Origin of the sequence: Chelativorans intermedius (assembly GCF_025398255.1) — a bacterium.
GTDB classification, from domain to species: domain Bacteria; phylum Pseudomonadota; class Alphaproteobacteria; order Rhizobiales; family Rhizobiaceae; genus Chelativorans; species Chelativorans intermedius.
Window position 1 is genome coordinate 16,707 of the sequence record NZ_JAODNW010000009.1, and the last position, 25,160, is coordinate 41,866.

Annotated in this window: 19 protein-coding genes and 1 tRNA gene; 4 read left to right on the forward strand and 16 right to left on the reverse strand. The window is 66.3% G+C overall.

The window, feature by feature from the left end; genetic code table 11:
* Positions 1-81: 81 nt before the first annotated feature.
* From NYR58_RS08865 to NYR58_RS08890, 6 genes are all read right to left on the reverse strand, one after another.
* The gene (locus NYR58_RS08865; protein WP_261520179.1) at positions 82-3,843 is read right to left on the reverse strand and encodes a vitamin B12-dependent ribonucleotide reductase; all 3,762 of its coding nucleotides are present in this window, start codon (positions 3,841-3,843) and stop codon (positions 82-84) included.
* Between the two features lie 565 nt (positions 3,844-4,408).
* The gene (locus NYR58_RS08870; protein ID WP_261520180.1) at positions 4,409-5,971 is read right to left on the reverse strand and encodes an inorganic phosphate transporter; all 1,563 of its coding nucleotides are present in this window, start codon (positions 5,969-5,971) and stop codon (positions 4,409-4,411) included.
* Positions 5,972-6,116: 145 nt separating this feature from the next.
* Positions 6,117-6,608 (reverse strand): NUDIX hydrolase, encoded by a 492-nt coding sequence (locus NYR58_RS08875; RefSeq protein WP_261520181.1) that lies wholly within the window; start codon positions 6,606-6,608, stop codon positions 6,117-6,119.
* Between the two features lie 121 nt (positions 6,609-6,729).
* Positions 6,730-7,227 carry a xanthine phosphoribosyltransferase gene (gene gpt / locus NYR58_RS08880; RefSeq protein WP_261520182.1) on the reverse strand — a complete coding sequence of 166 codons (498 nt, stop codon included), beginning with the start codon at positions 7,225-7,227 and terminating at the stop codon, positions 6,730-6,732.
* A 109-nt stretch (positions 7,228-7,336) separates the two neighbouring features.
* Positions 7,337-8,179, reverse strand: coding sequence for a universal stress protein (locus tag NYR58_RS08885; protein ID WP_261520183.1), 843 nt, complete (start codon positions 8,177-8,179; stop codon positions 7,337-7,339).
* An 89-nt stretch (positions 8,180-8,268) separates the two neighbouring features.
* Positions 8,269-9,009, reverse strand: a complete 741-nt coding sequence (locus NYR58_RS08890) for a competence/damage-inducible protein A (RefSeq protein WP_261520185.1) — start codon at positions 9,007-9,009, stop codon at positions 8,269-8,271.
* Between the two features lie 158 nt (positions 9,010-9,167).
* On the opposite strand from NYR58_RS08890, the gene wrbA reads away from it, so the two are divergent.
* Complete coding sequence (gene wrbA / locus NYR58_RS08895) at positions 9,168-9,767, forward strand: NAD(P)H:quinone oxidoreductase (RefSeq protein ID WP_261520186.1); 600 nt, start codon at positions 9,168-9,170, stop codon at positions 9,765-9,767.
* A 97-nt stretch (positions 9,768-9,864) separates the two neighbouring features.
* Here the strand turns inward: wrbA and NYR58_RS08900 are convergent.
* Positions 9,865-9,949 (reverse strand) — tRNA-Leu (locus tag NYR58_RS08900).
* A 40-nt stretch (positions 9,950-9,989) separates the two neighbouring features.
* Complete coding sequence (locus tag NYR58_RS08905) at positions 9,990-10,805, reverse strand: arylamine N-acetyltransferase family protein (protein WP_261520187.1); 816 nt, start codon at positions 10,803-10,805, stop codon at positions 9,990-9,992.
* 148 nt (positions 10,806-10,953) lie between these two features.
* Here NYR58_RS08905 and ade point away from each other — a divergent pair, with 148 nt between their 5' ends.
* Positions 10,954-12,768: an adenine deaminase gene (ade, locus tag NYR58_RS08910; RefSeq protein WP_261520188.1), complete on the forward strand. Its 1,815-nt coding sequence runs from the start codon at positions 10,954-10,956 to the stop codon at positions 12,766-12,768.
* 20 nt (positions 12,769-12,788) lie between these two features.
* On the opposite strand, the gene NYR58_RS08915 is transcribed toward ade, so the two are convergent.
* From NYR58_RS08915 to topA, 4 genes are read right to left on the reverse strand one after another with little or no spacing between them, the layout of a single operon-like run.
* On the reverse strand, positions 12,789-13,520 hold the full coding sequence (locus tag NYR58_RS08915) for an NUDIX hydrolase (RefSeq protein WP_378074545.1): 732 nt from the start codon (positions 13,518-13,520) through the stop codon (positions 12,789-12,791).
* A 31-nt stretch (positions 13,521-13,551) separates the two neighbouring features.
* Entirely contained in the window at positions 13,552-13,983 is a 432-nt protein-coding gene (locus NYR58_RS08920; RefSeq protein ID WP_261520190.1) for a DUF983 domain-containing protein, read from the reverse strand.
* On the reverse strand, positions 13,983-16,271 hold the full coding sequence (rnr, locus tag NYR58_RS08925; protein ID WP_261520191.1) for a ribonuclease R: 2,289 nt from the start codon (positions 16,269-16,271) through the stop codon (positions 13,983-13,985). The genes NYR58_RS08920 and rnr overlap by 1 nt, the downstream gene beginning before the upstream one ends.
* A gap of 4 nt (positions 16,272-16,275) precedes the next feature.
* On the reverse strand, positions 16,276-18,825 hold the full coding sequence (gene topA / locus NYR58_RS08930; RefSeq protein WP_261520192.1) for a type I DNA topoisomerase: 2,550 nt from the start codon (positions 18,823-18,825) through the stop codon (positions 16,276-16,278).
* A 291-nt stretch (positions 18,826-19,116) separates the two neighbouring features.
* Between topA and NYR58_RS08935 the strand changes: the two genes are divergently transcribed.
* On the forward strand, positions 19,117-19,356 hold the full coding sequence (locus NYR58_RS08935) for a hypothetical protein (RefSeq protein ID WP_261520193.1): 240 nt from the start codon (positions 19,117-19,119) through the stop codon (positions 19,354-19,356).
* Here NYR58_RS08935 and dprA read toward each other — a convergent pair.
* From dprA to NYR58_RS08955, 4 genes are read right to left on the reverse strand one after another with little or no spacing between them, the layout of a single operon-like run.
* Positions 19,315-20,439: a DNA-processing protein DprA gene (dprA, locus tag NYR58_RS08940; protein WP_261520194.1), complete on the reverse strand. Its 1,125-nt coding sequence runs from the start codon at positions 20,437-20,439 to the stop codon at positions 19,315-19,317. The two genes, NYR58_RS08935 and dprA, sit on opposite strands and share 42 nt — an antisense overlap.
* Positions 20,436-21,050 carry a glycerol-3-phosphate 1-O-acyltransferase PlsY gene (gene plsY, locus NYR58_RS08945; RefSeq protein WP_261520195.1) on the reverse strand — a complete coding sequence of 205 codons (615 nt, stop codon included), beginning with the start codon at positions 21,048-21,050 and terminating at the stop codon, positions 20,436-20,438. The genes dprA and plsY overlap by 4 nt, the downstream gene beginning before the upstream one ends.
* 20 nt (positions 21,051-21,070) lie before the next feature.
* On the reverse strand, positions 21,071-22,357 hold the full coding sequence (locus NYR58_RS08950; protein WP_261520196.1) for a dihydroorotase: 1,287 nt from the start codon (positions 22,355-22,357) through the stop codon (positions 21,071-21,073).
* A complete protein-coding gene (locus NYR58_RS08955) occupies positions 22,354-23,316 on the reverse strand; it encodes an aspartate carbamoyltransferase catalytic subunit (protein ID WP_261520197.1) in 963 nt (320 codons plus the stop codon). The genes NYR58_RS08950 and NYR58_RS08955 overlap by 4 nt, the downstream gene beginning before the upstream one ends.
* Positions 23,317-23,439: 123 nt before the next feature.
* Here NYR58_RS08955 and NYR58_RS08960 point away from each other — a divergent pair, with 123 nt between their 5' ends.
* Positions 23,440-25,104 (forward strand): acyl-CoA dehydrogenase family protein, encoded by a 1,665-nt coding sequence (locus NYR58_RS08960; RefSeq protein WP_261520198.1) that lies wholly within the window; start codon positions 23,440-23,442, stop codon positions 25,102-25,104.
* Positions 25,105-25,160 lie beyond the last annotated feature (56 nt).

The following is a 25,160-nucleotide window of genomic DNA, read 5'->3' on the forward strand; positions in this document are numbered from 1 at the left end:
GCGAACCCGGCGCCAACACAGACGGCGGGCCGTTGCCCGCCGCCTGGAAAACCCGTGTCCGGCGCGTATTCCGAACGCCCCTCAGGAGCAGCCGCTGGTCGCTCCGCAGGTGTCACACTTCTCGCAGGTGCCGTTGCGCACCATGGTGAAGTTCTGACACTCGGAGCACATATTGCCGGTGTAGCCCTGCATGATGGCCTTCTGTCGGCGGTGGGCTTCCACCTTCTTGGCCTCCGCCGCCTCGTCGGCTGCCGGCTGCTCGGCACTTTCGTCCCGCGCGGCCTCCTCGGCCAGCTCCTTGGCGCGCTCTTCATAGTCGCGGCGGAAGGCGGAGGCTTCCTCCTGCAGGCCGGCGACCGCCGGCTTGAGCGCCGTCACCGTTGCGCCGGCGGAAACGGCACGCACCTTGGGCCCGCCACGGCCGGCCGGCACGCCGCCGGATGCTTCACCGCGGGGCTCGTCGTTCCTGCTCACCATCTTGAAGGGCGTGGCGCCCCGCGTCAGTCCCCTTGAGAAAGGGGTCGCCTTGCCTTCGTTGATGCCGCGGCCGAGCGCGGTGTTGGAGAAATCGGTCGTGTCGACATGGGCAAGGTCGTGACGGCCGAGATAGGAGATCGCCAGCTCGCGGAAAACATAGTCGAGAATCGAGGTGGCGTTCTTGATGGCGTCGTTGCCCTGCACCATGCCGGCCGGCTCGAACTTGGTGAAGGTGAAGGCCTCCACATACTCTTCCAGCGGCACGCCGTATTGCAGGCCGAGCGAGATGGCGATGGCAAAATTGTTCATCATCGCGCGGAAGGCGGCCCCTTCCTTGTGCATGTCGATGAAGATTTCGCCCAGGCGGCCGTCGTCGAACTCGCCGGTGCGCAGATAGACCTTGTGCCCGCCGACCACGGCCTTCTGGGTGTAGCCCTTGCGCCGGTTGGGCAGTTTCTCGCGCTCGCGCACCACGCGCTCGACCACGCGCTCAACGATCTTTTCCGTCACCTGCGCGGCCTGAGCCGCCGTCGGGGCGGCAACCAGCTCCTCCACAAGGTCGTCGGCTTCCTCGTCGTCCTGCGAGAGCAGCGAGGCATTCAGCGGCTGGGAGAGCTTCGAGCCGTCGCGATAGAGCGCGTTGGCCTTCAGCCCCAGCTTCCACGACAGCATGTAGGCGTTCTTGCAGTCCTCGACCGTCGCCTCGTTGGGCATGTTGATGGTCTTGGAGATGGCGCCGGAGATGAAGGGCTGGGCGGCGGCCATCATGCGGATGTGGGATTCGACAGAGAGATAGCGCTTGCCGATCTTGCCGCAGGGGTTGGCGCAGTCGAAGACGGGCAGGTGCTCATCCTTGAGGTGCGGCGCGCCTTCCAGCGTCATGGCGCCGCAGATGTGAATGTTGGCGGCCTCGATCTCCTGCTTCGAAAAGCCGAGCGCGGGCAGAATCTCGAAGGAGAAATCGGAGAGCTGCTCGTCGGTGAAGCCGAAGGTCTCCTTCAGCCAGTCTGCACCCAGCGTCCACTGGTTGAAGGCGAACTTGATGTCGAAGGCGGATTTCAGCGCCGCGTTCAGCGCCGCGATCTTCTCGTCGGTGAAACCCTTGGCCTTCAGCGTCGTGGGGTTGACGCCCGGCGCCTGGTCGAGCGTGCCATGGCCCACCGCATAGGCCTCGATCTCGGCGATCTGGGCCTCGGTATAGCCGAGTGTGCGCAGTGCCTCGGGCACGGCGCGGTTGATGATCTTGAAATAGCCGCCGCCGGCCAGCTTCTTGAACTTCACCAGCGCGAAATCGGGCTCGATGCCCGTGGTGTCGCAGTCCATGACAAGTCCGATCGTGCCGGTGGGCGCGATCACGGTTGCCTGGGCGTTGCGGTAGCCGTGCTTCTGCCCAAGCTCCAGCGCCCTGTCCCAGGCAGCCCGCGCATGCGTCACAAGCTCTGCCTGCGGGCAATCCTGCGCCTTCAGCGGCACGGGGCTGACCGAAAGATTCTCGTAGCCCTGCTCCTCGCCATAGGCGGCGCGGCGGTGATTGCGGATGACGCGCAGCATGTGCTCGGCATTGCGCTGGTAGTCCGGGAAGGGGCCAAGCTCGCCGGCCATCTCTGCCGAGGTTGCATAGGCCACGCCCGTCATGATGGCGGTGAGCGCGGCGCAGATGGCCCGGCCCTCATCGGAGTCGTAAGGAATGCCGGAGGTCATCAGCAGGCCGCCGATATTGGCATAGCCGAGCCCCAGCGTGCGGTACTCGTAGGAAAGCCTGGCAATCTCCTTCGAGGGGAACTGCGCCATCATGACGGAGATTTCCAGCACGATGGTCCACAGCCTGACGGTGTGCTCATACGCCTCGATGTCGATCGAGCCATCCTTGTTGCGGTACTGCAGGAGATTGATGGAGGCGAGATTGCAGGCCGTGTCGTCCAGGAACATGTATTCCGAGCACGGATTGGACGCGCGGATCGGACCGGCCGCCGGGCAGGTGTGCCAGTCGTTCATCGTGGTATTGAAATGCAGTCCCGGATCGGCCGAAGCCCAGGCGGCATAGCCGATCTTTTCCCACAGGTCGCGTGCCTTGAGAACCTTGGCGGGCTTGCCGTCGATGCGGTTGATCAGCGTCCAATCGCCATCGTTCTCGACGGCACGCAGGAAGTCGTCCTTCAGCGACACGGAGTTGTTGGAGTTCTGGCCGGAAACGGTGAGATAGGCTTCCGAATCCCAATCCGTATCGTAGGTCTTGAAGGCGATCGAGGTATAGCCCTGCTTGGCGAACTGGATGACGCGCTTGATGTAGTTCTCCGGCACGGCGTTGCGCTTGGCCGCCTTCACCTCGCGCTTGAGTGCCGGGTTCTTGGCAGGGTCAAAGCATTCGCCATTGTCAGCCTGGCAGTTGACGCAGGCCTTCATGATGGCTTCGAGATGCTTCTTGACGATCTTGGAGCCGGTGACGAGGGCCGCGACCTTCTGCTCCTCCTTCACCTTCCAATCGATATATTCCTCGATGTCCGGGTGGTCGATGTCCACCACCACCATCTTGGCGGCGCGGCGCGTGGTGCCGCCGGACTTGATGGCGCCGGCCGCGCGGTCGCCGATCTTGAGGAAGGACATGAGGCCGGACGACTTGCCGCCGCCCGAAAGCTTCTCGCCCTCGCCGCGCAGCATCGAGAAGTTGGAGCCCGTGCCGGACCCGTATTTGAACAGCCTGGCCTCGCGCACCCACAAGTCCATGATGCCGCCCTCGTTGACGAGGTCGTCCTGCACGGACTGGATGAAACAGGCATGCGGCTGCGGGTGCTCGTAGGCCGATTTCGACTTGGTGAGCTTCTTGGTGAAGGGGTCGACGTAATAGTGGCCCTGGCCCGGCCCGTCGATGCCGTAGGCCCAGTAAAGCCCGGTGTTGAACCATTGCGGGGAGTTGGGCGCGACGCGCTGGGTGGCAAGCATATAGGCAAGCTCGTCCATGAAGGCGCGGGCGTCTTCCTCCGTGTCGAAATAGCCGCCCTTCCAGCCCCAGTAGGTCCAGGTGCCGGCCAGCCGGTCGAAGACCTGGCGCGCATCGGTCTCGGAGCCGTAGCGTTCATCCTCGGGCAACTCCGCGAGCGCCTCCTCGTCGGCCACGGAGCGCCACAGGAAGGAGGGGACGTCGTTCTCCTCCACCTTCTTCAGGCGTGCCGGCACGCCGGCCTTGCGGAAGTACTTCTGGGCCAGGATGTCGCTCGCCACCTGGGAGAACTGCGCCGGCACGTCGATATTGTCGAGCCGGAAGACGGTCGAGCCGTCCGGGTTCCGGATCTCGCTTACGGCCTTGCGAAATGCGATCTCCGCATAAGGAGACTGGCCCTGCTTGGTGAACCGACGTTCGATGCGCATCTTCGTCCTCTTCAATATCCCATATATAGCGTCTCCTGGGGAGCGATGCTCATCACATCGTGTTCCCGCCGACACCATCTCTTCAACCGGCCGCCAGGCCTCGTGTCATGGCGGCCCTTCATTGCTCCACTTCCGCTCCGCCCGCTTCGGCTTCGCAAGCCGGGCAGAACCCGCCGGGGAGTTGACCGGCCCGTTTCTGACGCTTCCCTTGGGGGTTCTCCGAACGGAGAAGAACACTCTATTTAGTGGCGAGTTTCGCCGCAATGACTAAATATAGTGTTAACAGATTGCTTATACCCCCTTGGCACCCGTGCCCCCAGCGCCTTCGACCGACAAGAAATCTCCCTCCCGCCTGCGGCGACAACAGGCGGGGACACGCACGCGACAACAGATTGGAAAACTGACCGACTGAAGGACTATCCGGCCGCGCGTTCCGAAAAGGGAACGCAAGTCATCATAAAAGGCGACTCGCCCGAACCCGTCAAGCTCTCGTTTCTTGTAAGTTTTGTGACCGCTATATGTTGTGTGTCATGCATGTGGATAGTGGGGAGAGAGGAAATCCGGGCTAGCCAAGCGCATCGAGGAACAGGAACACGCCAGCGGCAAGCAGCGCGGCCGCAGGAACCGTCGTCAGCCAGGCGGCGACGATGGTGCGCACGTGGGCGCGGCGTACAAGCTTGCGGCGGGCAATTTCCTCCCGCGAGATGCCGGGAACGCCGTTCTCCTCCTCGTAGAGGAAGCTGAACGGGCCGGCATCGGCGTTCGCCATCTGCGCTACCTTCATCTTCTTTCCCCTGCGTTCCAGATAGGCGCGGCGGCGCTTCGAGCGGGCGGTGTACCACTCGCGGAAGAAACCGACACCGAAGACCGCCCCCACCGCCGTGTGGGTGGAACTGACGGGAAGGCCGAGGCCGGAGGCAACAATCACGGTGATGGCCGCCGACAGCGCCACGCAGAAGGCCCGCATCGGGTTCAGCTTCGTGATCTGCTCGCCGACCATGCGGATGAGCTTCGGTCCGAACAGCACCAGGCCGAAGGAGATGCCGAGCGCGCCGATCACCATCACCCAGAGCGGGATCGCCACCTCCGAGGCGACGGCGCCGGCCTCGACGGTGAAGACGATGGCGGCGAGCGGCCCCACCGCGTTGGCCACGTCGTTGGCGCCATGGGCAAAGGACAGCAGGGCGGCGGAAATCACCAGCGGCAGGTTGAACAGCCGCCGCAGGGACTGGTTGCGATTCTCCATGCCCTGCGAGCGGCGACGCACGTGAACATGCGCCAGGGCCCAGACGACCGCAAAGGCCGCGATGCCGAGAAAGGCGATGGTGCCGTTGCCGATATCCACCACCTTTTTCAGTCCCTTCATCGCGAGATAGGCGGTGAAGGCGCTGGCCATCACGGCGATGAGCAGGGGCACCCAGCGCCGCGCCGCGGTGATCTTGTCGTCCTGGTAGATGATGGCCGTCTTGATGAAGGCGAGGAACAGGGCGGCGATGACACCGCCCATGACGGGCGAGACCACCCAGCTTGCCGCGATCTGCGCCATGGTGGACCAATCGACCGTGGAGAAGCCGGCCGCCGCGATGCCCGCGCCCATGACACCCCCGACCACCGAATGGGTGGTAGAGACGGGAGCCCCGATCCAGGTTGCCAGGTTCACCCACAGGGCGGAGGAGATGAGAGCGGCCATCATGGCGCGCACGAAGATCTCCGGGCTTGCCACTGCATCCGGTGCGATGATGCCCTTGGAAATGGTGCCGACCACGTCGCCACCGGCGATCAGCGCCCCTGCGGTCTCGAAGATGGCGGCCAGCACCAGCGCGCCGGTGAGCGTCAGCGCCTTCGCGCCGACGGCCGGGCCGACATTGTTGGCCACGTCATTGGCGCCGATGTTGAGCGCCATATAGGCGCCGATGGCGGCTGCCGCGATGATGATGACGGCGCGCGGCTCGCCGATCACGTAGATGGACGCGAAGACGGCGGCCAGCGCCAGAAACAGAAGCCCGAGCCCAGGAGCCACCAGCCGGCGCGCCAGCAGGCTCGTCGCCTCCTCGACATGCACCAGCTTGTCCAGATCCTTGTCGAGCGTACGCTTCTTGAAGGTGGCGCGGTTGTTCGTGGTGGCCATGGGGCGTTCCGGCGGTTCCTTACAGACGGCCGCGAGGCGCGGCATCGGGCGCGCGCAACGGGATCGCCGCGCGATTCGCTATCGCCTAGGGAATGCGGGCGTCGGGCACAAGTCTCGATGCGGGATTAACGGTGAAAAGCGCAGTTCAGGCGGCGATTTCCCGTGGATTGGGTGAAAAGGCGGCAAGCAGCTGGGCGAGGTCCGGCTCCTGCACGGCCTTGCTCGCCTCCTCCTGGCTCATCCAGCGGCGGGTGCGCTGGCTCTTCTCCGGCCAGCGTTTCGCCTCTTCCTCCACGCACAGCGGAAAGACCGCCACCTCGCAGCGCCAGGTAAGCCCGCTCTCGGTCTCCTTGCCGTAGAAATAGCGGCCGATCTCGCGGTCGGCCATCCTGCCTTCGACGCCGGCCTCCTCGCGCGCTTCGCGGGCGGCGGTGCCAGCCAGGCTCTCGCCGCCTTCCGGCCACCCCTTGGGCAGCACCCAGCGGCCCGTGCCACGGCTGGTGATGAGCAGAACCTCGACACGGCCCTTCTCCAGCCGCCAGGGCAGGGCGGCAGCCTGCACGCGCGGCGGATTGCCGCCGAACAGCCGGCGCAGGCGTTCCATCAGCCCGATATGTCTGGCGCGCTCGAAAAACATGCCCTCACCGTTGCGGCTTTCTCCCGGGAGGGGAGAATCAGCCCGAGCCGTAACAATATCCTAGATAGGCACCCCCTGCAGATTGGCAAGCTGGGCGTGTGGGAACGGCGCGCCCGGCACGTCAGCCCACCTGCTCGTCGGCAATCGGCCGCTGGTAGGAGAAGCCCATGTCCCAGGGAAAATAGATCCAGGTGTCCTGGCTGACCTCCGTGATAAAGGTGTCAACGAGCGGCCGCCCTCTGGGCTTGGCATAGACGGTGGCAAAATGCGCCTTGGGCATCATGGCGCGCACGATGGCCGCCGTCTTGCCGGTATCGGTGAGATCGTCGACGATGAGCACGTCCTCACCGTCCCTTTCCAGCAGCGGCGGTGCGATCTCCTTGAGAACCTTCAGCTCTCCCTGCTCCGTATAGTCGTGGTAGGAGGCCACGCACACCGTCTCGATCAGCCGGATGCCGAGCTCGCGCGCGATGACCGCCGCCGGCACGAGGCCGCCGCGGGTGATGCACACGATCGCCCTCCAGCGGCCGTTGGTGCCGGCAAGCCGCCAGGCGAGCGCGCGTGCATCGCGGTGGAACTGGTCCCAAGAGACGGGAAACGCTTTTTCGGGAAGAGACATCTTCTGCACTCCGCTGGGCGTGGAATGCAGGGGGACTTAGCCGGAAAGTGGGGGGATGCGCAAGGCCGCCCCCCGCGGGCGCCGATGCCGGTTCTGGCCCCGACAGCCTCTACCGCGCCATCAGCGTCGGCGCCGTCATGGACTGCAGCAGGGTGCGGGTCGTGCCGCCGAAGATGAACTCAGAGACCCGCGAGCGGCCATAGGCGCCCATGACCAGGAGGTCGGCACCCGTATCGGCCAGCCGGTTGATGATCACCTCGCCATGCGAAAGATCGCCGGAGATTTCGGTGCGCGTGGTCACGTCGATGCCGTGGCGGGCGAGGGCGGTGGCAATGGCCGAACCGGCGAGCCCGGTATCCTGATGCGGGAAGTCCTGAGGGTCGACCATGAGAACCTCGACGCTGCCGGCCTCCTGCATGAAGGGCAGCGCGTCGAAGGCGGCCCGCGCGGCCTCCTTGCTGCCGTTCCAGGCCAGGATCACCCGCTTGAAGGGTGCGCTGCGGCCCTTGAAGGTGTAGGGGACAAGCAGGACCGGACGGCCGCTCTCGAAGACCAGGGCCTCGACATCGGCCGTCATGCGCGCATCGGCGTCGGGATCGTTCTGCTGGGCGATGACGAGGTCGGCGGTGCGCGCGCTTTCGATGCCGGAGATGGCCGAATCGCCCGAGACGTTGTCGTAGCCGCGCCACTCCGCGGCGATGCCCTCGGCCTGCGTGCGCTCCATGAAGAGGGCGCGAAGGCGGGCGTGGCGGTCCTCCGCCTCGGCTCTCATTTCCTCGGTCAGGTCGACCATCGCGCCGCCCAGCGGCGTGGCCACGGCAATGGGCAGCGCCTCGGCGTGCAGGCCGATGAGATGGCCCTGGTGGCGCGCGGTGAGCGGCAGGGCGAAGTCCAGAAGCCGCGGTGTGTCGGCCTCGCTTTGCAGGATGGCGAGTATCGTCTTGCAGGTCATGGAAGCCTCCTTGGACGGACAACATGCAACGGCCATCGTCCTGGACGGTCCTGCCGCCGCCGTCTTTGTGCCATGTCAACGCATGAGGCTCAATCGCGTTGCGCCAGCGCCGCCAGCATCTCCTCGACCGCCCCGCGGGCTGCCTCCAGCGCATCGGCAGAGCGCGAGCGGATCACGATCTCGGTCCAGAATCGCCCGTCCTGATATTTCGGATAGGAGCCGATGATGGTCTGGTCGTGCGCCTTCTGCACCGCGCCGAGCGGGCCGCCGATGGTGCCCTCGGGCAGGGGGGAGGGAACGGTCACGGAAAGCAGCTTCGCGCCCGTTCTGAGCGTCGGGATCACGGTGTCGAGCATGGCCTGGAAGATGGCCGGCACACCCGCCATCACGTGGACGTTGCCGATGATGAATCCCGGCGCGACCGAGATCGGGTTGGGGATGTGCCTCGCCCCCTTCGGCATACGCGCCATGCGCTTGCGCGCCTCGGAGAAGGCGATGCCGCGCCGGGAATAATGCTCTTCGAGAAGGTGGTAGGCGTCCGGGTCGTAATCGCAGGGCACGCCGAAGGCGGCCGCGATGGAATCGGCGGTGATGTCGTCATGGGTGGGACCGATGCCGCCGGTTGTGAAGACATAGGTGTTGCGCGACCTCAGCGCGTTGACGGCCTCGACGATAGCATCCTGGTCGTCCGGCACGATCCGTACTTCCCTGAGGTCGATGCCGACGGCCGTCATCATGTCGGCCAGGTGGCCGATGTTCTGGTCCTTGGTGCGGCCGGACAGGATCTCGTCGCCGATCACCACCATGGCCGCCGTCACGATCTCGCTCATCGCGTTGTTCTCCAGCTCGCGCGTCAGATACCCGCATCCGCGGGCTGCGGCAATGGACGGCAAACGGTGAACACAGTGTCCACCGATGCGGCCGTTTCATCACACCCTGCATCCCTTACATGCAGGGCGCGAAATTTCAGCAAGCAACGGAAGGGACGATGGCAAAGATCCTGGTTCTCTACTATTCGAGCTGGGGCCACATGGAGCAGATGGCACGGGCGGCAGCCGAAGGTGCGCGCGAGGCGGGGGCCGAGGTCACGGTCAAGCGTGTGCCGGAGCTGGTGCCGGAGGAGGTGGCCAGGAAGGCCGGCTACAAGCTCGACCAGGAAGCGCCGGTGGCCGAGCCGCTGGAGCTTGCCGATTATGACGGCTTCATCTTCGGAGTCTCCACGCGCTACGGCATGATGGCGGCGCAGCTCAAGAATTTTCTCGATCAGACCGGCCCGCTGTGGGCCGAGGGCAAGCTCATCAACAAGCCGGCCACGGTCATGTCCTCCACCGCGACGCAGCATGGCGGGGCGGAACTGGCGCTGGCCTCCACCCAGATGGCGCTGCAGCACCATGGCATGATCATCGTGCCGCTTTCCTATGCCTATCAGGGCCAGTCGGGCAACGATACGGTGCGTGGGGGTGCGCCCTATGGCATGACCACCACCACAAACAGCGACGGCTCGCGGTTTCCCTCCGAGCAGGAGCTGGAAGGTGCGAAGTTTCAGGGCCGCCGGCTGGCGGAGATCGCGGCCAGGCTCGCCGGTTGACCATCGGTTCTCTTGGGGGGGGGCGTGGCGCGTGGGGCGCGTGACGGGCGGTCTTCGGGCCGCCCGTCCTGCCTTGGGCCTCATGCCATGCACGGGGTGGTGCGGACGGCGGGGATCGAACCCGCACGGATTTCTCCGAGGGATTTTAAGTCCCTTGCGTCTACCAGTTCCGCCACGTCCGCTGGGCACCGGAGGAACGCCTAGCCGGAGAATGGCGTGCGATCAAGCGATGGCTTCGCGGCGCAGCGCATCGGAAAGCCCTTCGGGGACATCTATCCCGAAAACATCCCACAGCGCCTTCTCGATCTGTGCGGCATCTTCGAGTGCGCACTGGCTGCCATCCTGTCCATGGAAGGTCAGGCGATTGTTGAACAGCGCGTAGCGGCCGCCGGGTGTCGGCCGGGCGGCGATCAGCGTGTGCCGGAAATGGGAGGCCGGATTGGTCGACAGATAGTAGTTGGCCACCTCGTAATCGACCGGCAACTGCTCCTCAAGCCCGAAACGATAGAGAGGGCGCCATGCCCCGCCCGCCTGGGCATCGAGACGCCAGCTTGCACCCTCGCGCTCCAGGCGGAAGGTCTCGTGCGGGGTTTCCTGCTCGACATCGGCCTGCAGGCGCAGAGGAGCCGTCTGCGTGAGACCGCCGAAGCCCACATCGGCGAGATAGGTGCCTTGCGCAAGCTCGATGCGCAGGAGCATGTGCCCGCGCGGCGTGATCGTCTCGTCGTCGCGGCCCCAGAGCACGCGCGCCGCGAGCCCGGAAACCCGGTAGCCCAGCACCGAAAGCACATGCATGAAAAGCAGGTTGTGCTCGAAGCAGTAGCCGCCGCGTCCGCCAAAAATGAGCTTTTCCTGCAGGGCGGCGAGATCCAGATTGACGGGCCGGTGCATCAACGGATCGAGGTTCTCGAAGGCGATGGCCATCGGATGGTGAAGATGGAGGGCGCAAAGCGTCTCCAGGGTCGGTTCCAGCGGGCCTTCGTATTTTATGCGGCGCAGATAGGCCGCCAGATTGATCGTCTGCGGAGCGACGTTCATGCGCTTTGTCCCTCGCGGATGTCGGCTATGCAGGTGGTTGATGTGGGGCGGCCTGGCTGATGATGCAAGCGGCCAGCTGACAGTCTCCTGAATTCTCTGGCATCGTGCCCTCAGGTTTGCCAAAGTCGGGCAGGAAGGGAGACCCCATATGCCAGCATCTGACGCAGGAACCTTGAGACCCTGGAGCGCCGTGGCGCCGCTTCTGGTGGACGTTGCCATGGGGCGCAGGCCTGCCGATCTCGTGGTGCGCAACGGGCGCTGGGTGAACGTGCATTCGGGTGAGGTGATTCCCGGCACGGACATTGCCATTGTTGCCGGGCGTTTCGCCTATTGCGGGCCGGATGCCAGCCACGCCATCGGCGAAAAGACCAAGGTGGTGGATGCCAGGGGGCGCTATCTGGTGCCAGGCCTGTGCGATGCGCACATGCATGTGGAAAGCGGCATGGTGACGGTGACGGAGTTTTGCCGCGCCGTCATCCCGCACGGCACCACCTCCATGTTCATCGACCCGCACGAGATCGCCAATGTGCTGGGGCTTGCCGGTGTGCGCCTCATGCATGACGAGGCGGCCGCGCAGCCCATCAACGTCTACGTGCAGATGCCCTCCTGCGTGCCTTCCGCTCCCGGCCTCGAGAATGCCGGCGCCCGGCTGGGCGCTGAGGAGGTGGCTCAGGCCATGGGCTGGGAGAACATCATCGGCCTGGGCGAGGTGATGAACTTTCCCGGCGTGGCGGCGAACGATCCCGTGATGGTGGGCGAGATCGCCGCCACCGTGGACGCCGGCAAGACGGTGGGCGGACACTATGCCTCGCCGGACCTCGGGCGCGCCTTCCACGGCTACGTTGCCGGTGGACCACAGGACGACCACGAGGGCACCCGCGTGGAGGATGCCATCGCGCGCGTGCGCCAGGGCATGAAGGCGATGCTGCGGCTGGGTTCGGCCTGGTATGACGTGGCAAGCCAGATCAAGGCGGTAACGGAAGAAGGGCTCGATCCCCGCAACTTCATCCTGTGCACCGACGACAGCCATTCCGGCACGCTGGTCGGCGAGGGCCACATGGACCGCGTGGTCCGCCACGCCATTGCGCAGGGGCTGAAACCCGTCACCGCCATCCAGATGGCCACGCTGAACACGGCCGAGCACTTCAAGCTGGAACGCGAACTGGGCTCCATCGCGCCGGGACGGCGCGCCGACTTCCTGGTGGTTTCCGATCTGGCATCCCTCGTCATCGACGAAGTCTATGCGCGCGGGGTGCGTCTGGCCCGGGACGGCAGGCTGGAGGCGGACATCCCCGCCTATGACTATCCGGCGAGCGCCAAGAAGACTGTGCGTCTCGGCAAACGGCTGAAGGCCGGGGACTTCGACATTCCAGCGCCGAAAGGGGCCCGCAGCGTGCGCGTGCGGGTCATCGGCGTCATCGAGAACCAGGCGCCGACCAGAGCGCTGTCTGCCGAGTTGCCGGTGGCCGGCGGAGTGGTGGCCATGGACCGGCGCAACGATGTCTGCCAGATCGCGCTGGTGGAGCGCCATCGCGGCACCGGCGCCGTCACCAACGGCTTCGTCTCCGGCTTCGGTTACACGCAGGATTGCGCCATGGCTTCGACGGTGGCGCACGATTCGCACCACATGATCGTGGTCGGCACCAACAAGGAGGACATGGCAAAGGCGGCGAACCGGCTCGGCGAGGTCGGTGGCGGCGTGGTGATGATCTCCCGGGGGCGGGAACTGGCGCTGGTCGAGATGCCGATTGCCGGGTTGATGTCGGACGAGCGTGCCGAGGTGGTCGCCGCAAAGGCCGCCAGGCTTGCCGCCGCCATGCGGGAAATGGGCTGCACGCTCAACAACGCCTATATGCAGCACTCGCTTCTGGCCCTGGTCGTCATTCCCGAGCTGCGCATCTCCGATGTCGGGCTGATCGACGTGACGCGCTTCCGCAAGGTCGACCTGTTTCTGCCGTCATAGGTGCGGCAGCGGCGGTGCGGTCAAAGGATCTCGCGTCGGAAACGGCCTGCGCGCATGAAGTAGAAGGGCACCGGGGCACCCGGTGAAAGCGTCGGGTCGACGGCCAGGCGCTTGCTCAGATCGTCGAGTATGGTGCGGGTGATGGCGGGAACGTCGGCTTTCATGGCCTCGCGAATGGGCAGCCAGGTCAACTCCTCAAGCTCGTCCGTCGGACCGCCATCGGCAAGCTCCACGGCCACCGAATCGCGCCAGGCGGCCAGAAAGCGGGTGTCGAAACGGCGGACACGGCCTGGCGGCGTGACGGCGCGCGCGATGTAGCGCAGGTTTTCGAGGGATGGCGTAACGCCGTGTTCGGCAAAGCCGCGCCAGGCCGCGCTTCTGGTGGCGAAGTCCTGGCGCCGGCCGATGAGCAGCCCGGCTTCCTCATAGGTTTCGCGGATTGCCGAGAGGGCGATGGCACGGGCGCGGGACGCGCTGGCCCGTGCGCCCTCGCCAATCAGCCGCGCCTCCTCGTCGGGGTGCAGTGATCCGGCGACCGCAATGCGCCCGTCGGCCGGATCGGTGCGCCCGCCGGGAAAGACGAACTGGCCGGGCATGAAGGCATGGCGGCGATGACGCCGACCCATCAGGACGAAAGGCTCGCCGGCCCGCCGCTCGACAAGGATGAGCGTGGCGGCATCGCGCGGGCGTATCGCCCTTGCCGCCGGCTTGAGTTCACGCGATTCGACCGCATCGAGTTCCTGGCGCGTCATCCCGTCCACGCGCCGCGCCTTAAGACCCATCTCAGCGCTCGGGATGGGTTTCCAGAACATCCTTCTCGCCGCCAAAGCCGTGCATCCTGAGCGCCCACTGCAGCCCCACCACGGCCCCCTTTACCGGACCGATAAGGGCGAGAGACATGGCGAGCGTGAGTGGTGCCCAGATGGCGATATGCAGCCAGTTCGGCCAATCCGTCGCCGCCTGCACTCCCATGAATGCGCCGACGACCACATGGCCGACAATGACGATGACGAGGTAGGCGGGCAGGTCGTCGGCGCGGTGATGGCCGATTTCCTCCCCGCAGGACGGGCACCGATCGACCGTCTTGAGAAAAGCGCGGAAGAGCCGCCCTTTCCCACAGGCCGGGCATTTGCCGGACGCGCCGCGCTGCATGGCCTGGAAGACTGGACGCTGCGGCTGCTGGTCTGCCTGGCTGCCGAAAACACGCTCTTCCATCACCGTCTCCTGGTCCTTGCCGTGCGTCTGGCCGTTCTTGTGGCATCGCGCTTCGCCTTGTGCAAGGACTTCGACGAGCCGGGCACATGCGTCGGCTCGCTCAGCATCTCGAAGCGCAGCGCTCCCGCCATCGGCGCCACCTCCAGCAGCCGCACCTCCACCCTGTCGCCAAGCTGGTAGCCGCGTCCGCTTCTCTGGCCGACCAAGGCGTGCCGCGGCTCGTCATAGATATAGTAATCATTGCCGAGGGAAGAGACAGGAACGAAGCCATCGGCGCCAAATTCCGGCAAAAGAACGAAGATTCCGGCCTTGGTGACGCCGGAAATGCGCGCGTCGAAGGTCTCGTCGATGCGGTGGGCCAGATGCTCCGCCACCAGCCGATCCACCGTCTCGCGCTCGGCAGCCATGGCACGCCGTTCGGTGGCGGAAATGAGGGCGGCAATTTCCTCCAGCCGTTCCTCGTCCTCACCGCGCAGCCCGTCCTTGCCGAGACCTTTTGCCGCGATCAGTGCCCGGTGCACCACCAGGTCCGCATAGCGCCGGATGGGCGAGGTGAAATGCGCATAGCGGTGCAGGTTGAGGCCGAAATGGCCGAGGTTCTCGGTTGAATAGATGGCCTGGCTCTGGCTGCGCAGCACCACCTCGTTGACGAGTTGCTCGTGGTCCGTTCCTTCGACGCGCGCCAGGATGCCGTTGAACTGGGCGGGCCTGAGAGCCGCGCCGCGCGCCAGCGACAGGCCGAGGGAGGCAAGAAAGGCGCGCAGCGATTCCTGCTTGGCCAGGGAGGGCTGGTCGTGGACGCGGTAGATCAGCGGCTGGCGGGCCGCCTCCAGCGTCTCCGCGGCGGCGACGTTGGCCTGGATCATGAACTCCTCGATGAGCTTGTGCGCATCGAGGCGCGGCGGCACGATCACACGGTCCACGGTACCGTCCGGCTTGAGCAGGATCTTGCGCTCCGGCAGGTCGAGCTCCAGCGGTTCGCGCGCCGCGCGCCCGCGTTTCAGGATTGCGTAGGCGTCCCACAGCGGGCGCAGCACCGAATCGAGGATCGGGGCGGTCTTTTCGTCCGGCTGGCCGTCGATGGCGCTCTGTGCCTGGGGGTAGGAGAGGCGGGCGGCCGAGCGCATCGTCACCCGGTGGAAGCTGTGGGAGAGCTTTCTTCCGTCGGGCGCAAAGCGCATACGCACCGCCAGTGCCGGCCGCGCCTCGCCCTCGCGCAGCGAGCACAGGTCGTTGGAAATGCGCTCGGGCAGCATCGGCACCACGCGGTCGGGGAAATAGACAGAATTGCCGCGCTTCAGCGCTTCGCGGTCGAGGGAGGAGCCGGGCCTTACATAGTGGGCCACGTCGGCGATGGCGACGGTGACGATGACGCCGCCGGGGTTCTTCTCGTCCGGGTCGGGCTCGGCAAAGACGGCATCGTCGTGATCCTTGGCGTCCGCCGGGTCGATGGTGACGAGCGGAATGTTGCGCCAGTCCTCGCGGCCTTCCATGCCCGCCGGCTGTGCCGATTCGGCCTCTTCCAGCACGCTTTCGGGAAAGATGTGCGGAATCTCATGGGCGTGGATGGCGATCAGCGAGACGGCTTTCTCCGTGGCAATGGAGCCCACGACCGACAGCACCTTCGCCTTGGGCAGGCCATAGCGGCCGCGGGTGACAGGCTGCACCTCGACGAGATCGCCATGCCGCGCATCCTTGCGGAAATCCTCGTCGACCAAGAGTTCGGGCTGCCGGCGCTCCACCGGCTCGATGCGCAGCGTGCCATCCTGCATTTCGCGGAAAACGCCGAGCACGGCGCGCCGGCGCTTCTCGAACACCTTGAGGATACGGCCGGTATAGGCCGGTCCGGCGTCGTCCTCGGCAGGAAGGACGCGGGCGAGCACCCGGTCGCCAAGGCCGGCCACCGTCCGGCCGCCCCGCTGGGCCCGAATGGTGACGAGCGGCACCGGCCCCTCGTCATCCTCGTCGATCTCGGCCGGCCTGGCGATCAGCCCGCCCTCGGCATCGCGCGAGAAAATGTCGAGCACGACGACATGGGGCAGGGCGCCCGGGCGCATGATCTTCCTGCGGCGCTTCTGCACCAGCCCCTCGTCCTGGAGCTGGCGCAGCATGTCCTTCAGCCAGACACGGTCGCCGCCCTTGATGTTGAACGCCTTTGCAATTTCCCGCTTGCCCGAGCGGTCGGGGTTTTCCGCGATGTAGCGCAGCAGTTCTTCGCGCGAGGGAAGGTGCGCGCCCCGCTTTTCGCCGGGGACTTGCGCGGTGCCTTTCGTGTTGCGGCGCGCCAAGCCCTCAGCCCCCGGCCTTGCCGCGCGCTGCCTTCTTGCCGCCCTTGCCGCCCTTGGCGGCAATCAGCGCCAGCGCTTCTTCCATGGTCACGCTCATCGGGTCCTTTCCCTTCGGCAGGGTGGCATTGACCTTGCCGAAATTCACATAGGGGCCATAGCGCCCGTCGCGCACGGTGACCGCGCCGCCACCGTCGGGATGCTCGCCCAACTCCTTCAGCGCCGCCGGCTTGGACCGCCGCCCGTTGCCCTTGGCCTTCTTCTCCGCGATCAGCGAAACGGCACGGTTCAAACCGATGGAGAAGACATCTTCCACCGAGTCCAGATTGGCGTAGGTGCCATCGTGCAGAAGGAAGGGACCATAGCGCCCGATGCCGGCGGAGATCATCTTGCCGGTCTCGGGATGGGGGCCCACATCGCGCGGCAGCGAAAGCAGCGCCAGAGCGCGCTCATGGTCAAGATCCTCGGGCTTCCAGCCCTTCGGCAGGCTGGCACGCTTGGCCTCCTTGCCGTCGCCGCGCTGCACATACGGCCCGAAGCGGCCGGAGCGCAAGGTGATCTCCTCGCCGGTGAAGGGGTCGGTGCCGAGCACCCTGTTGCCGTCGAGGCCGGCATCGCCGGCCCCGTTCTCGCCGTTCTCGCCGAGCTGGCGGGTATAGCCGCACTCGGGATAGTTCGAACAGCCGACAAAGGCGCCGTAGCGGCCGAGCTTCAACGACAGCCTGCCGGTGCCGCATTTGGGGCACAGGCGCGGGTCTCCGCCATCCTCGCGCGCAGGGAAGACGAGGGGGGCAAGCTCCTCGTTGAGCACATCGAGCACGTCGGCTACCCGCAGTTCCTTGATGTCGCCGACGGCGCCGGAGAAATCCCGCCAGAAATCGCGCAACACCTCCTTCCAGGAGAGCTTGCCGGCCGAGATATCATCGAGCTTTTCCTCGAGATCCGCGGTGAAATCGTATTCGACGTAGCGCCGGAAGAAGTTCTCCAGGAAGGCGGTGACGATGCGGCCCTTGGCTTGCGGCACCAGGCGGCGCTTCTCGATGGTCACATAGTCGCGGTCTTCCAGCGTCTTGAGCGTGGCGGCGTAGGTGGAGGGACGGCCAATGCCGAGTTCCTCCATCTTCTTGATGAGCGATGCTTCCGAATAGCGCGGCGGCGGCTCGGTGGTGTGCTTGGTCGCGTCGATGCGCTCGCAGTTCAGCGCCTCGCCGCTTCTGATCTCGGGCAGGCGGCGGCTCTCCTCGTCCTCGCTGTCGTCGTCCTTGATCTCCGCATAGGCGGCGAGGAAGCCGTCGAAGCGCACCACGGAGCCGACAGCGCGCAGACCCGCCCTGCGGCCGCTGCCCGTCGCTTCGATTTCCACCGTCGTGCGCTCGATTTCCGCAGCCTGCATCTGGCTGGCGATGGCGCGCTTCCAGATCATCTCGTAAAGGCGTGCCTGGTCGGCATCGAGATATTTGCGCACCTGCTCGGGCGTGCGCGAGAAGTCGGTGGGGCGGATCGCCTCGTGCGCCTCCTGCGCATTCTTTGCCTTGACGGAATAGACGCGCGGCTTCTCCGGCAGATAGCGCTCGCCGAAGGTCTGGCCGACCGCCGCGCGCGCCTGCTCCAGTGCCTCGGGCGCCATCTGCACGCCGTCGGTTCGCATGTAGGTGATCAGGCCGGCCGTCTCGCCGCCGATGTCCACACCCTCATAGAGACGCTGGGCCACCTGCATGGTGCGCGAGGCGGAGAAGCCGAGCCGCGAGGAAGCCGCCTGCTGCAGGGTCGAGGTCGTGAACGGGGGCGCCGGATTGCGCCGGGTCGGCTTGGCTTCGACGGAGAGGACGCGATAGGTGGCGCCTTCGAGCATCGCCTTGATGGCCTGCGCTTCGCCCTCGCTCTTGATATCGAGCTTCTGCAGCTTGCGTCCGTCGAGCGTGGTAAGCCGCGCCTCGAAGCGCTCCGCGCGCGGGGTATCGAGAAGGGCGGCGATCTGCCAGTAGTCCTCGCGCACGAAACGCTCGATCTCGGCTTCGCGGTCGCAGACGAGACGAAGCGCGACGGACTGAACGCGCCCGGCCGAGCGCGCACCGGGCAGCTTCCGCCAAAGAACGGGCGAGAGCGTGAAGCCCACCAGATAGTCGAGCGCCCGGCGGGCGAGATAGGCATCGACCAGCGAGGCGTCGATCTCGCGCGGTTCGGCCATGGCGTCGAGCACCGCCTTCTTGGTGATGGCGTTGAAGACGACGCGGCGCACCGGCTTGTCCTTGAGGGCGCGCTTCTGGCGCAGCACCTCCAGCACGTGCCAGGAGATGGCCTCGCCCTCGCGGTCCGGGTCGGTGGCCAGGATCAGGCCGTCGGCTTCCTTCACGGCCTTGGCAATCTCGGAGAGCCGCTTGGCGGACGGGCTGTCGACCGCCCACGACATGGCGAAGTCCTCGTCCGGGCGCACCGAGCCATCCTTGGCAGGCAGGTCGCGCACATGGCCGAAGGAGGCGAGCACCTTGTAGTCCTTGCCAAGATACTTGTTGATCGTTTTCGCCTTGGCGGGCGACTCGACAATGACGACATCCATCGCGGGCGTACCTTTGTTCGGCGGCCAATGGGCGGCGCCGTTCTTCTCTTGCGGGCCCAGAAGGCCGAATCCGCCCGTGACATGGCTGTGCTTTCACGCGCGGTCAAGGCCCCCACCGCAAATCGGGGTGCAGAACATCTGTACAATCAAAAAGTGCATCAGAATAAATGTACATTTATTGGTATATATGTTTCATTGCTCGAAGAATGCTTCCCGTTGGCCAAGTGCGGGAAGAATCATGACAAAAATCCAGCGAAAACGGGGGCTCAGAAAGCGAGGGAGTGCGGCCGGATGACCCGGACACCGCTTGAGCTGCAGCGCGAGGAAACCCTGACCTATATCGAGGCGATGCTCGGACAACTTGCGATACTGGCGCGAAAGGAGCGCTGCGACATGCTGACCTATCTCATCGAGATGGCACATATGGAGGTGAGCGACATCCTGCGAGGCCAGCGCCCCGCGCAACTGTCGGCCCAGACGGGGCAGCGTTCAACCGCTGTCGTCGAGAAGCAGCGAGACGCTCCCTCCTGAATGCCGCTCCAGTCGGCCAGCGAGCTCGAGCTCCAGCAAGATGAGCGAGAGCTGGGCAGGGTGGAGCCCGGTGTGCTGGAGAATCTCGTCGATGTGCACCGGCGTGGGCCCAAGCGCCTCGAGCACCCGGCTGCGGTCGTCGTCGCTCGGGGCCGGGGCGGCGAGGTCGTCGGGCGGCTCTTCCATCTGCCGTTCCGGCGGCGGACGGCCGAGAAGCGGCGCGATCGCCTCGGCGACATCCCCTGCGTCGGTGGTCAGGATGGCGCCATCCTTGATGAGCCTGTTTGTGCCGGCAGCGCGTGGGTCGAGCGGCGAGCCGGGCACGGCGAAGACCAGGCGTCCCATCTCGTTTGCCAGCCGGGCGCTGATGAGCGAGCCCGAGCGATCGGCTGCCTCCACCACGACAAGCCCGTAGGCCACACCGGCAACGATGCGGTTGCGGCGCGGAAAGTCCCGCGCGCGGGGTGTCCAGCCGAAGGGCATTTCCGTAAGCACTGCGCCGCGCTCTCCGATCTCCGCGAAAAGCGCATCGTTTTCGGGTGGATAGGGCCGGTCGAGCCCGCCAGCCATGACCGCCGCGGTGCCCGTTTCCAGCCCGCCCCTGTGGGCGGCGGCGTCGATGCCGCGGGCAAGGCCGGAGACGATGAGGAAACCTTGCTGCCCCAGCTGCGTGGCAAGACGCCGGGCCAGCTTGATGCCCGAGAGCGAGGCATTGCGCGCGCCGACGATCGCCACTGCGGGCGCACGCAGCAGCTCAGGCCGGCCCTTGACAGCGATCAGCGGCGGCGGATGGTCGACGCGCGCAAGAAGCGGCGGATACTCCGCCTCGCCGATGGCCACGAAGCGGGCGCCCAGCCGGCCGGCCGCTTCCAACTCGGCTTCGATCTCGTCCTCCGGCGGGATGCCGATGCGTCGCGCGCCGCCCTTGCGGGCAAGCTCGGGCAAGGCAGCCAGGGCGGCCTCGGCGGAGCCGAAGCGGTTGATAAGGTCGCGGAAGGTGGCGGGGCCGACATTCTCCGTGCGGATAAGGCGCAGCCAGGCGCGCCGCTGCCGCTCGCTCAGGCGGCGGCCCGTCCCGCTCACCCCTTTGCCCCGATGCGCGACTCGCGGCCTTGGATCAGCCGCACGATGTTCGCCCGATGCCGCAGGAAAACGAGAAGGCTGAGCACGGTGAAAAGCTGTGCCGGGCCCGTAAGGCCCAGAAGGTAGAGCGCCAGCGGAACGCAGACCGCGGCCACAAGCGCAGCCAGCGAGGAATAGCGTGTGGCATAGGCCACCGTCAGCCAGACCGCGGCGAAGACCAATGCACCCTGCCAGGCAGCGGCGATCAGAATGCCGAGATAGGTGGCCACGCCCTTGCCGCCCTTAAAGCCGAGCCAGACGGGGAACAGATGGCCGATAAAGGCGCCGAAACCGGCCACGAGCCCGTAGTCGGAGCCATAGAGCGCGGCCAGCAGCACGGCGGCCGTCCCCTTCAGCGCGTCGAGCAGCAGGGTGAGGGCAGCCAGGCCCTTCCGGCCCGTGCGCAGCACATTGGTGGCCCCGATATTGCCCGAGCCGATCTTGCGCACATCGCCAAGCCCGGCCAGCCGCGTGATGAGAAAGCCGAAGGGAATGGAGCCCAGCAGATAGCCCGCACCGAGCGCGGCGAGCAGATAGGGCAGGGCGGTTTGCCAGTCGGCGGGGTCCGGCATCCTTCCTCCTCCTGCTTCCTTCAGGCCGAAAATACTGTGGCGCCCGCCACCAGCGTTTGCAAGACCCGGCCCTGCATGCGCGCGCCCTCGAAGGCGGTGTTCTTGGAAAGAGAGCGGATGTCCGCCTCGCGCACCACCCATGGTGCGTCAAGATCGACGACGACGAGATCGGCCGGCGCACCGGGCTTCAGCGTGCCGCCGGGCAGGCCGAAGAGCCGGGCCGGCGCCGTGGACAGCGCCTCGACGAGGCGCAGAAGCGGCACATCCCCGCTATGGTAGAGCCGCAGGGCGGCGGCCAGCAGCGTCTCGAGCCCGATGGCGCCCACGGCGGCCTCGGCGAAGGGCAGGCGCTTGGTGTCCACATCCTGCGGATCGTGGGCGGAGACGATGATGTCCACCGTGCCTTCTCGCAGCGCCTCCACCATCGCCAGGCGATCCTCCTCGCCGCGCAGGGGCGGGGAGAGGCGGAAGAACGTCCGGTATTCGCCGACGTCGTTTTCGTTGAGGCAGAGATTGTTGATGCTGATCCCCGCCGTCACCGGCAACCCCTCATCCTTGGCGCGGCGCATGGCAGCGGCCGACATGGCGGTGGAAATCTCGGCGGCGTGATAGCGCCCGCCGGTCAGCCGCGCCAGCATCAGGTCGCGCTGCAGAGGAATGGCTTCCGCCTCGCGCGGGATGCCGGGCAGGCCCAGCCAGCTTGCCAGAAGCCCTTCGTTCATGACGCCGGAGGAGGCAAGGGTGGGATCCTGCGTGGCATGGGAGACGACGATCTCCATGTCGCGCGCATAGGTGAGCGCACGGCGCATGACCAGTGCGCTGGCGACGGTATGCCGGCCTTCCGTCAGGGCGACGGCGCCGGCTTCGTGCAGAAGGCCGAACTCGCTCAGGTCCCCGCCGGCCAGCCCCTTGGTGATGGCCGCCGCGGGAAAGACGTTGACGAGCGCCGTTTCGCGCGCGGTGCGAAGCACGAACTCCACCAGCGCCACGTCGTCGATGACGGGCGCGGTATCCGGCATCATGATGAAGGAGGTGACGCCGCCGGCCGCCGCGGCGCGGCTGGCCGAGGCGATGGTCTCGCGGTGTTCCGCCCCCGGCTCGCCAACGAACACGCGGGCATCGACAAGACCGGGAAGAACGGCCTTGCCCGCGCAGTCGACGAGACTTGCGCCTTCCGGCACGCCCTGGTTCAGGGCATCGGCTCCGGCGGCGCGAATCGTGCCGTCTTCGACGATCACGGTGCCGGTCTCGTCGATCCCGCGCGAAGGATCGACGACGCGCGCATTGGTGAAGACGGTGGTGCTCATTCTCCGTCCCCCTCGTTGCGGCGCGGGTCGAGCAGGGCCTCCATCACCGCCATCCGCACCGCCACGCCCATCTCCACCTGTTCTTGAATGACGCTCTGCGGACCGTCGGCAACTTCCGAGGCGATTTCGACACCGCGGTTCATCGGGCCGGGATGCATCACCAGCGCATCCTCCTTCGCCGCCTTCAGCTTGCGTGCGTCGAGGCCGTAGAAGCGGAAATATTCGCGCACGGACGGCACGAAGCTGCCGGCCATGCGCTCGCGCTGAAGCCGCAGCATCATCACCACATCGGCCCCCTTCAGCCCGTCTTCCATGACGGTGAACGGCTCCACGCCCATCTGTGCAAGGCCCGTCGGCATCAATGTCGAAGGCGCGACGACGCGCACGCGCGCACCCAGCGCGTTGAGGAGGATGATGTTGGAGCGGGCAACGCGCGAGTGCAGGACATCGCCGCAGATGGCCACCAGAAGGCCCGCGATCCGCCCCTTTGCGCGGCGGATGGTGAGCGCGTCGAGCAGTGCCTGGGTCGGATGCTCGTGCGCCCCGTCGCCGGCATTGACCACCGAGCAGCCGACCTTCTGCGCCAGCAGCGCGGCGGCCCCGGCGGCCGAATGGCGGATGACGAGAATATCCGGGCGCATGGCGTTCAGCGTCGCCGCCGTGTCGAGCAGCGTCTCGCCCTTCTTTGTGGAGGAGCTCGCCACCGACATGTTCATGACATCCGCCCCCAGTCGCTTGCCGGCCAGCTCGAAGGAGGACTGGGTGCGCGTCGAGGCTTCGTAGAAGAGGTTGATCTGCGTGCGCCCGCGCAGCGTTGCCAGCTTCTTGAGCGGTTGGCGGGACACCGCGACGGCGGCATCGGCGCGGTCCAGAAGCATCTCGATGTCGAGCGGGGACAGGCCCTTGATGCCCAGCAGGTGGCGGTGCGGAAAGAGCGGAAAGGCTGGTGCTTCGGTCATCTCAAGGCGCTGCTATAGGCCGAGGTGCCCCCTCCCGCAAGCGGGAGAAAAGCTTGTGGGGCGTTTCTCCCGGCAATTTTCAATGGAAATGGAAAGGGGTTAGGCTCATATCACCAAACAGGAATGGCCGTCGGTTGCAACGGCAAAGGAAGGACTTGCGTGAATCACGAGGTAACGAACCAGCCGCCGCCCCTGAGCGGAACCAACGCCTGGCGGGCGGATCCGCTGCTCATCCAGCTTGGCGAGGATTTCTCCGCCAGCGTGCGCAAGGATCTGGAGATGCTCGGCCGATTCGTGCGCAATGCCGAGGCGCAGGATCTTGCGCGCCTGGCCAACACGCAGGGACCTGCTCTCAAGACGCATGATCGCTATGGGCGCCGGGCCGACCTCGTCGAGTACCACCCCGCCTACCATGCGCTGATGCGCCGCTCTGTCGGGGCGGGGCTGCACTGTTCCGTATGGGAGGATACGGAGGCGGAAAAGGGCCGGCGCCACCAGGTGCGGGCGGCGCGCTTCTATCTCACGGCGCAGCTTGAGGCGGGCCATCTCTGCCCGCTGACCATGACGAACGCCTCCCTGGCCGCGCTGCTGGCCAGCCCGGATCTTTTCCGTGTCTGGGCGCCGCGCGTGCTCTCGCGCAAATATGACCACGCGAACCGAGCCGCCGGGCAGAAACAGGGTGTCACGCTCGGCATGGGCATGACGGAGAAGCAGGGCGGTACCGATGTGCGCGCCAACACCACCGCTGCCGAACCGGCGGGCAATGGGCTCTATCGTATCACCGGTCACAAATGGTTTCTCTCTGCGCCGATGAGCGATGCCTTCCTGGTGCTCGCACAGGCAAAGGAGGGGCTTTCCTGCTTCCTGGTACCGCGTCTTGGGGAGGACGGTTCGGACAACGGGTTTCGCTTCCAGCGCCTGAAGGACAAGCTCGGAAACCGCTCCAATGCCTCCTCGGAAGTGGAGTTCGACGGTGCGCTCGGCCATCCGGTCGGCGAGCTCGGCCACGGCATACGCACCATCATGGACATGGTGACGCTGACCCGGCTTGACTGCGCTCTGGGTTCGGCCGGGCTCATGCGCGCCGCCCTCGCCGAGGCGGTGCACCATGCACGCCACCGCCGCGTGTTCGGCGCGCGGCTTGCCGAGCAGCCCCTGATGGCCCGGGTTCTGGCCGATCTGGCGCTTGATGTGGCGGCCGCGACGGCGCTTTCCTTCCGCCTGGCCCGCGCCTTCGACGAGGCGGCCACCAACCGCTCCGACGCCGCCTTCACACGCGTCATGACACCGGTGGTGAAGTACTGGGTGTGCAAGATCGCGCCTGCCGTCGCCTATGAGGCGATGGAGTGCCTGGGCGGCAATGGCTATGTCGAGGAGGCACCGCTTGCGCGCATCTACCGGGAGGCGCCGGTCAATGCCATCTGGGAGGGGTCCGGCAATGTCATGGCGCTCGACGTGCTGCGCGTGCTGGCGCGCAGCCCTGCGCTGTTCGACGAGGTGCTGGCGCAGATCGAGACCGATCTGGGGGAGGCGGGGCGCGGCACGGTGGAGGTGCTGAAGGCAGCGATCCGCGTTTGCCAGTCGGACGAAGGCACGGCCCGCATTCTGACCGAGCAGCTGGCGCTGGCCGCCGCCGCTGCCGAGTTGCGCCGGCTGGGGGCAGGGCGCGTGGCCGATGCGTTCATCGAGACCCGTCTCGCCGGCCAGTGGCGCGCCACCTATGGCATGCTCGATGCACGCCACGACGCCGCCGCCATCGTGGAGATGCTGTATCCCGAGGAGGGGTAGGGCAGCCCGTCGAAATTAACCTTAACGAATGGTTAGCGTTGCGTGACGCCGCCGCG

What these genes read in the sequence shown, in the direction of transcription:
- NYR58_RS08865 (WP_261520179.1), bottom strand. Translation starts at nt 3,843, where the DNA reads ATGCGCATCGAACGTCGGTTCACCAAGCAGGGCCAGTCTCCTTATGCG.
- NYR58_RS08870 (WP_261520180.1), bottom strand. Translation starts at nt 5,971, where the DNA reads ATGGCCACCACGAACAACCGCGCCACCTTCAAGAAGCGTACGCTCGAC.
- NYR58_RS08875 (WP_261520181.1), bottom strand. Translation starts at nt 6,608, where the DNA reads ATGTTTTTCGAGCGCGCCAGACATATCGGGCTGATGGAACGCCTGCGC.
- gpt (WP_261520182.1), bottom strand. Translation starts at nt 7,227, where the DNA reads ATGTCTCTTCCCGAAAAAGCGTTTCCCGTCTCTTGGGACCAGTTCCAC.
- NYR58_RS08885 (WP_261520183.1), bottom strand. Translation starts at nt 8,179, where the DNA reads ATGACCTGCAAGACGATACTCGCCATCCTGCAAAGCGAGGCCGACACA.
- NYR58_RS08890 (WP_261520185.1), bottom strand. Translation starts at nt 9,009, where the DNA reads ATGAGCGAGATCGTGACGGCGGCCATGGTGGTGATCGGCGACGAGATC.
- wrbA (WP_261520186.1), top strand. Translation starts at nt 9,168, where the DNA reads ATGGCAAAGATCCTGGTTCTCTACTATTCGAGCTGGGGCCACATGGAG.
- NYR58_RS08905 (WP_261520187.1), bottom strand. Translation starts at nt 10,805, where the DNA reads ATGAACGTCGCTCCGCAGACGATCAATCTGGCGGCCTATCTGCGCCGC.
- ade (WP_261520188.1), top strand. Translation starts at nt 10,954, where the DNA reads ATGCCAGCATCTGACGCAGGAACCTTGAGACCCTGGAGCGCCGTGGCG.
- NYR58_RS08915 (WP_378074545.1), bottom strand. Translation starts at nt 13,520, where the DNA reads ATGACGCGCCAGGAACTCGATGCGGTCGAATCGCGTGAACTCAAGCCG.
- NYR58_RS08920 (WP_261520190.1), bottom strand. Translation starts at nt 13,983, where the DNA reads ATGGAAGAGCGTGTTTTCGGCAGCCAGGCAGACCAGCAGCCGCAGCGT.
- topA (WP_261520192.1), bottom strand. Translation starts at nt 18,825, where the DNA reads ATGGATGTCGTCATTGTCGAGTCGCCCGCCAAGGCGAAAACGATCAAC.
- NYR58_RS08935 (WP_261520193.1), top strand. Translation starts at nt 19,117, where the DNA reads ATGACCCGGACACCGCTTGAGCTGCAGCGCGAGGAAACCCTGACCTAT.
- plsY (WP_261520195.1), bottom strand. Translation starts at nt 21,050, where the DNA reads ATGCCGGACCCCGCCGACTGGCAAACCGCCCTGCCCTATCTGCTCGCC.
- NYR58_RS08950 (WP_261520196.1), bottom strand. Translation starts at nt 22,357, where the DNA reads ATGAGCACCACCGTCTTCACCAATGCGCGCGTCGTCGATCCTTCGCGC.
- NYR58_RS08955 (WP_261520197.1), bottom strand. Translation starts at nt 23,316, where the DNA reads ATGACCGAAGCACCAGCCTTTCCGCTCTTTCCGCACCGCCACCTGCTG.
- NYR58_RS08960 (WP_261520198.1), top strand. Translation starts at nt 23,440, where the DNA reads ATGGCCGTCGGTTGCAACGGCAAAGGAAGGACTTGCGTGAATCACGAG.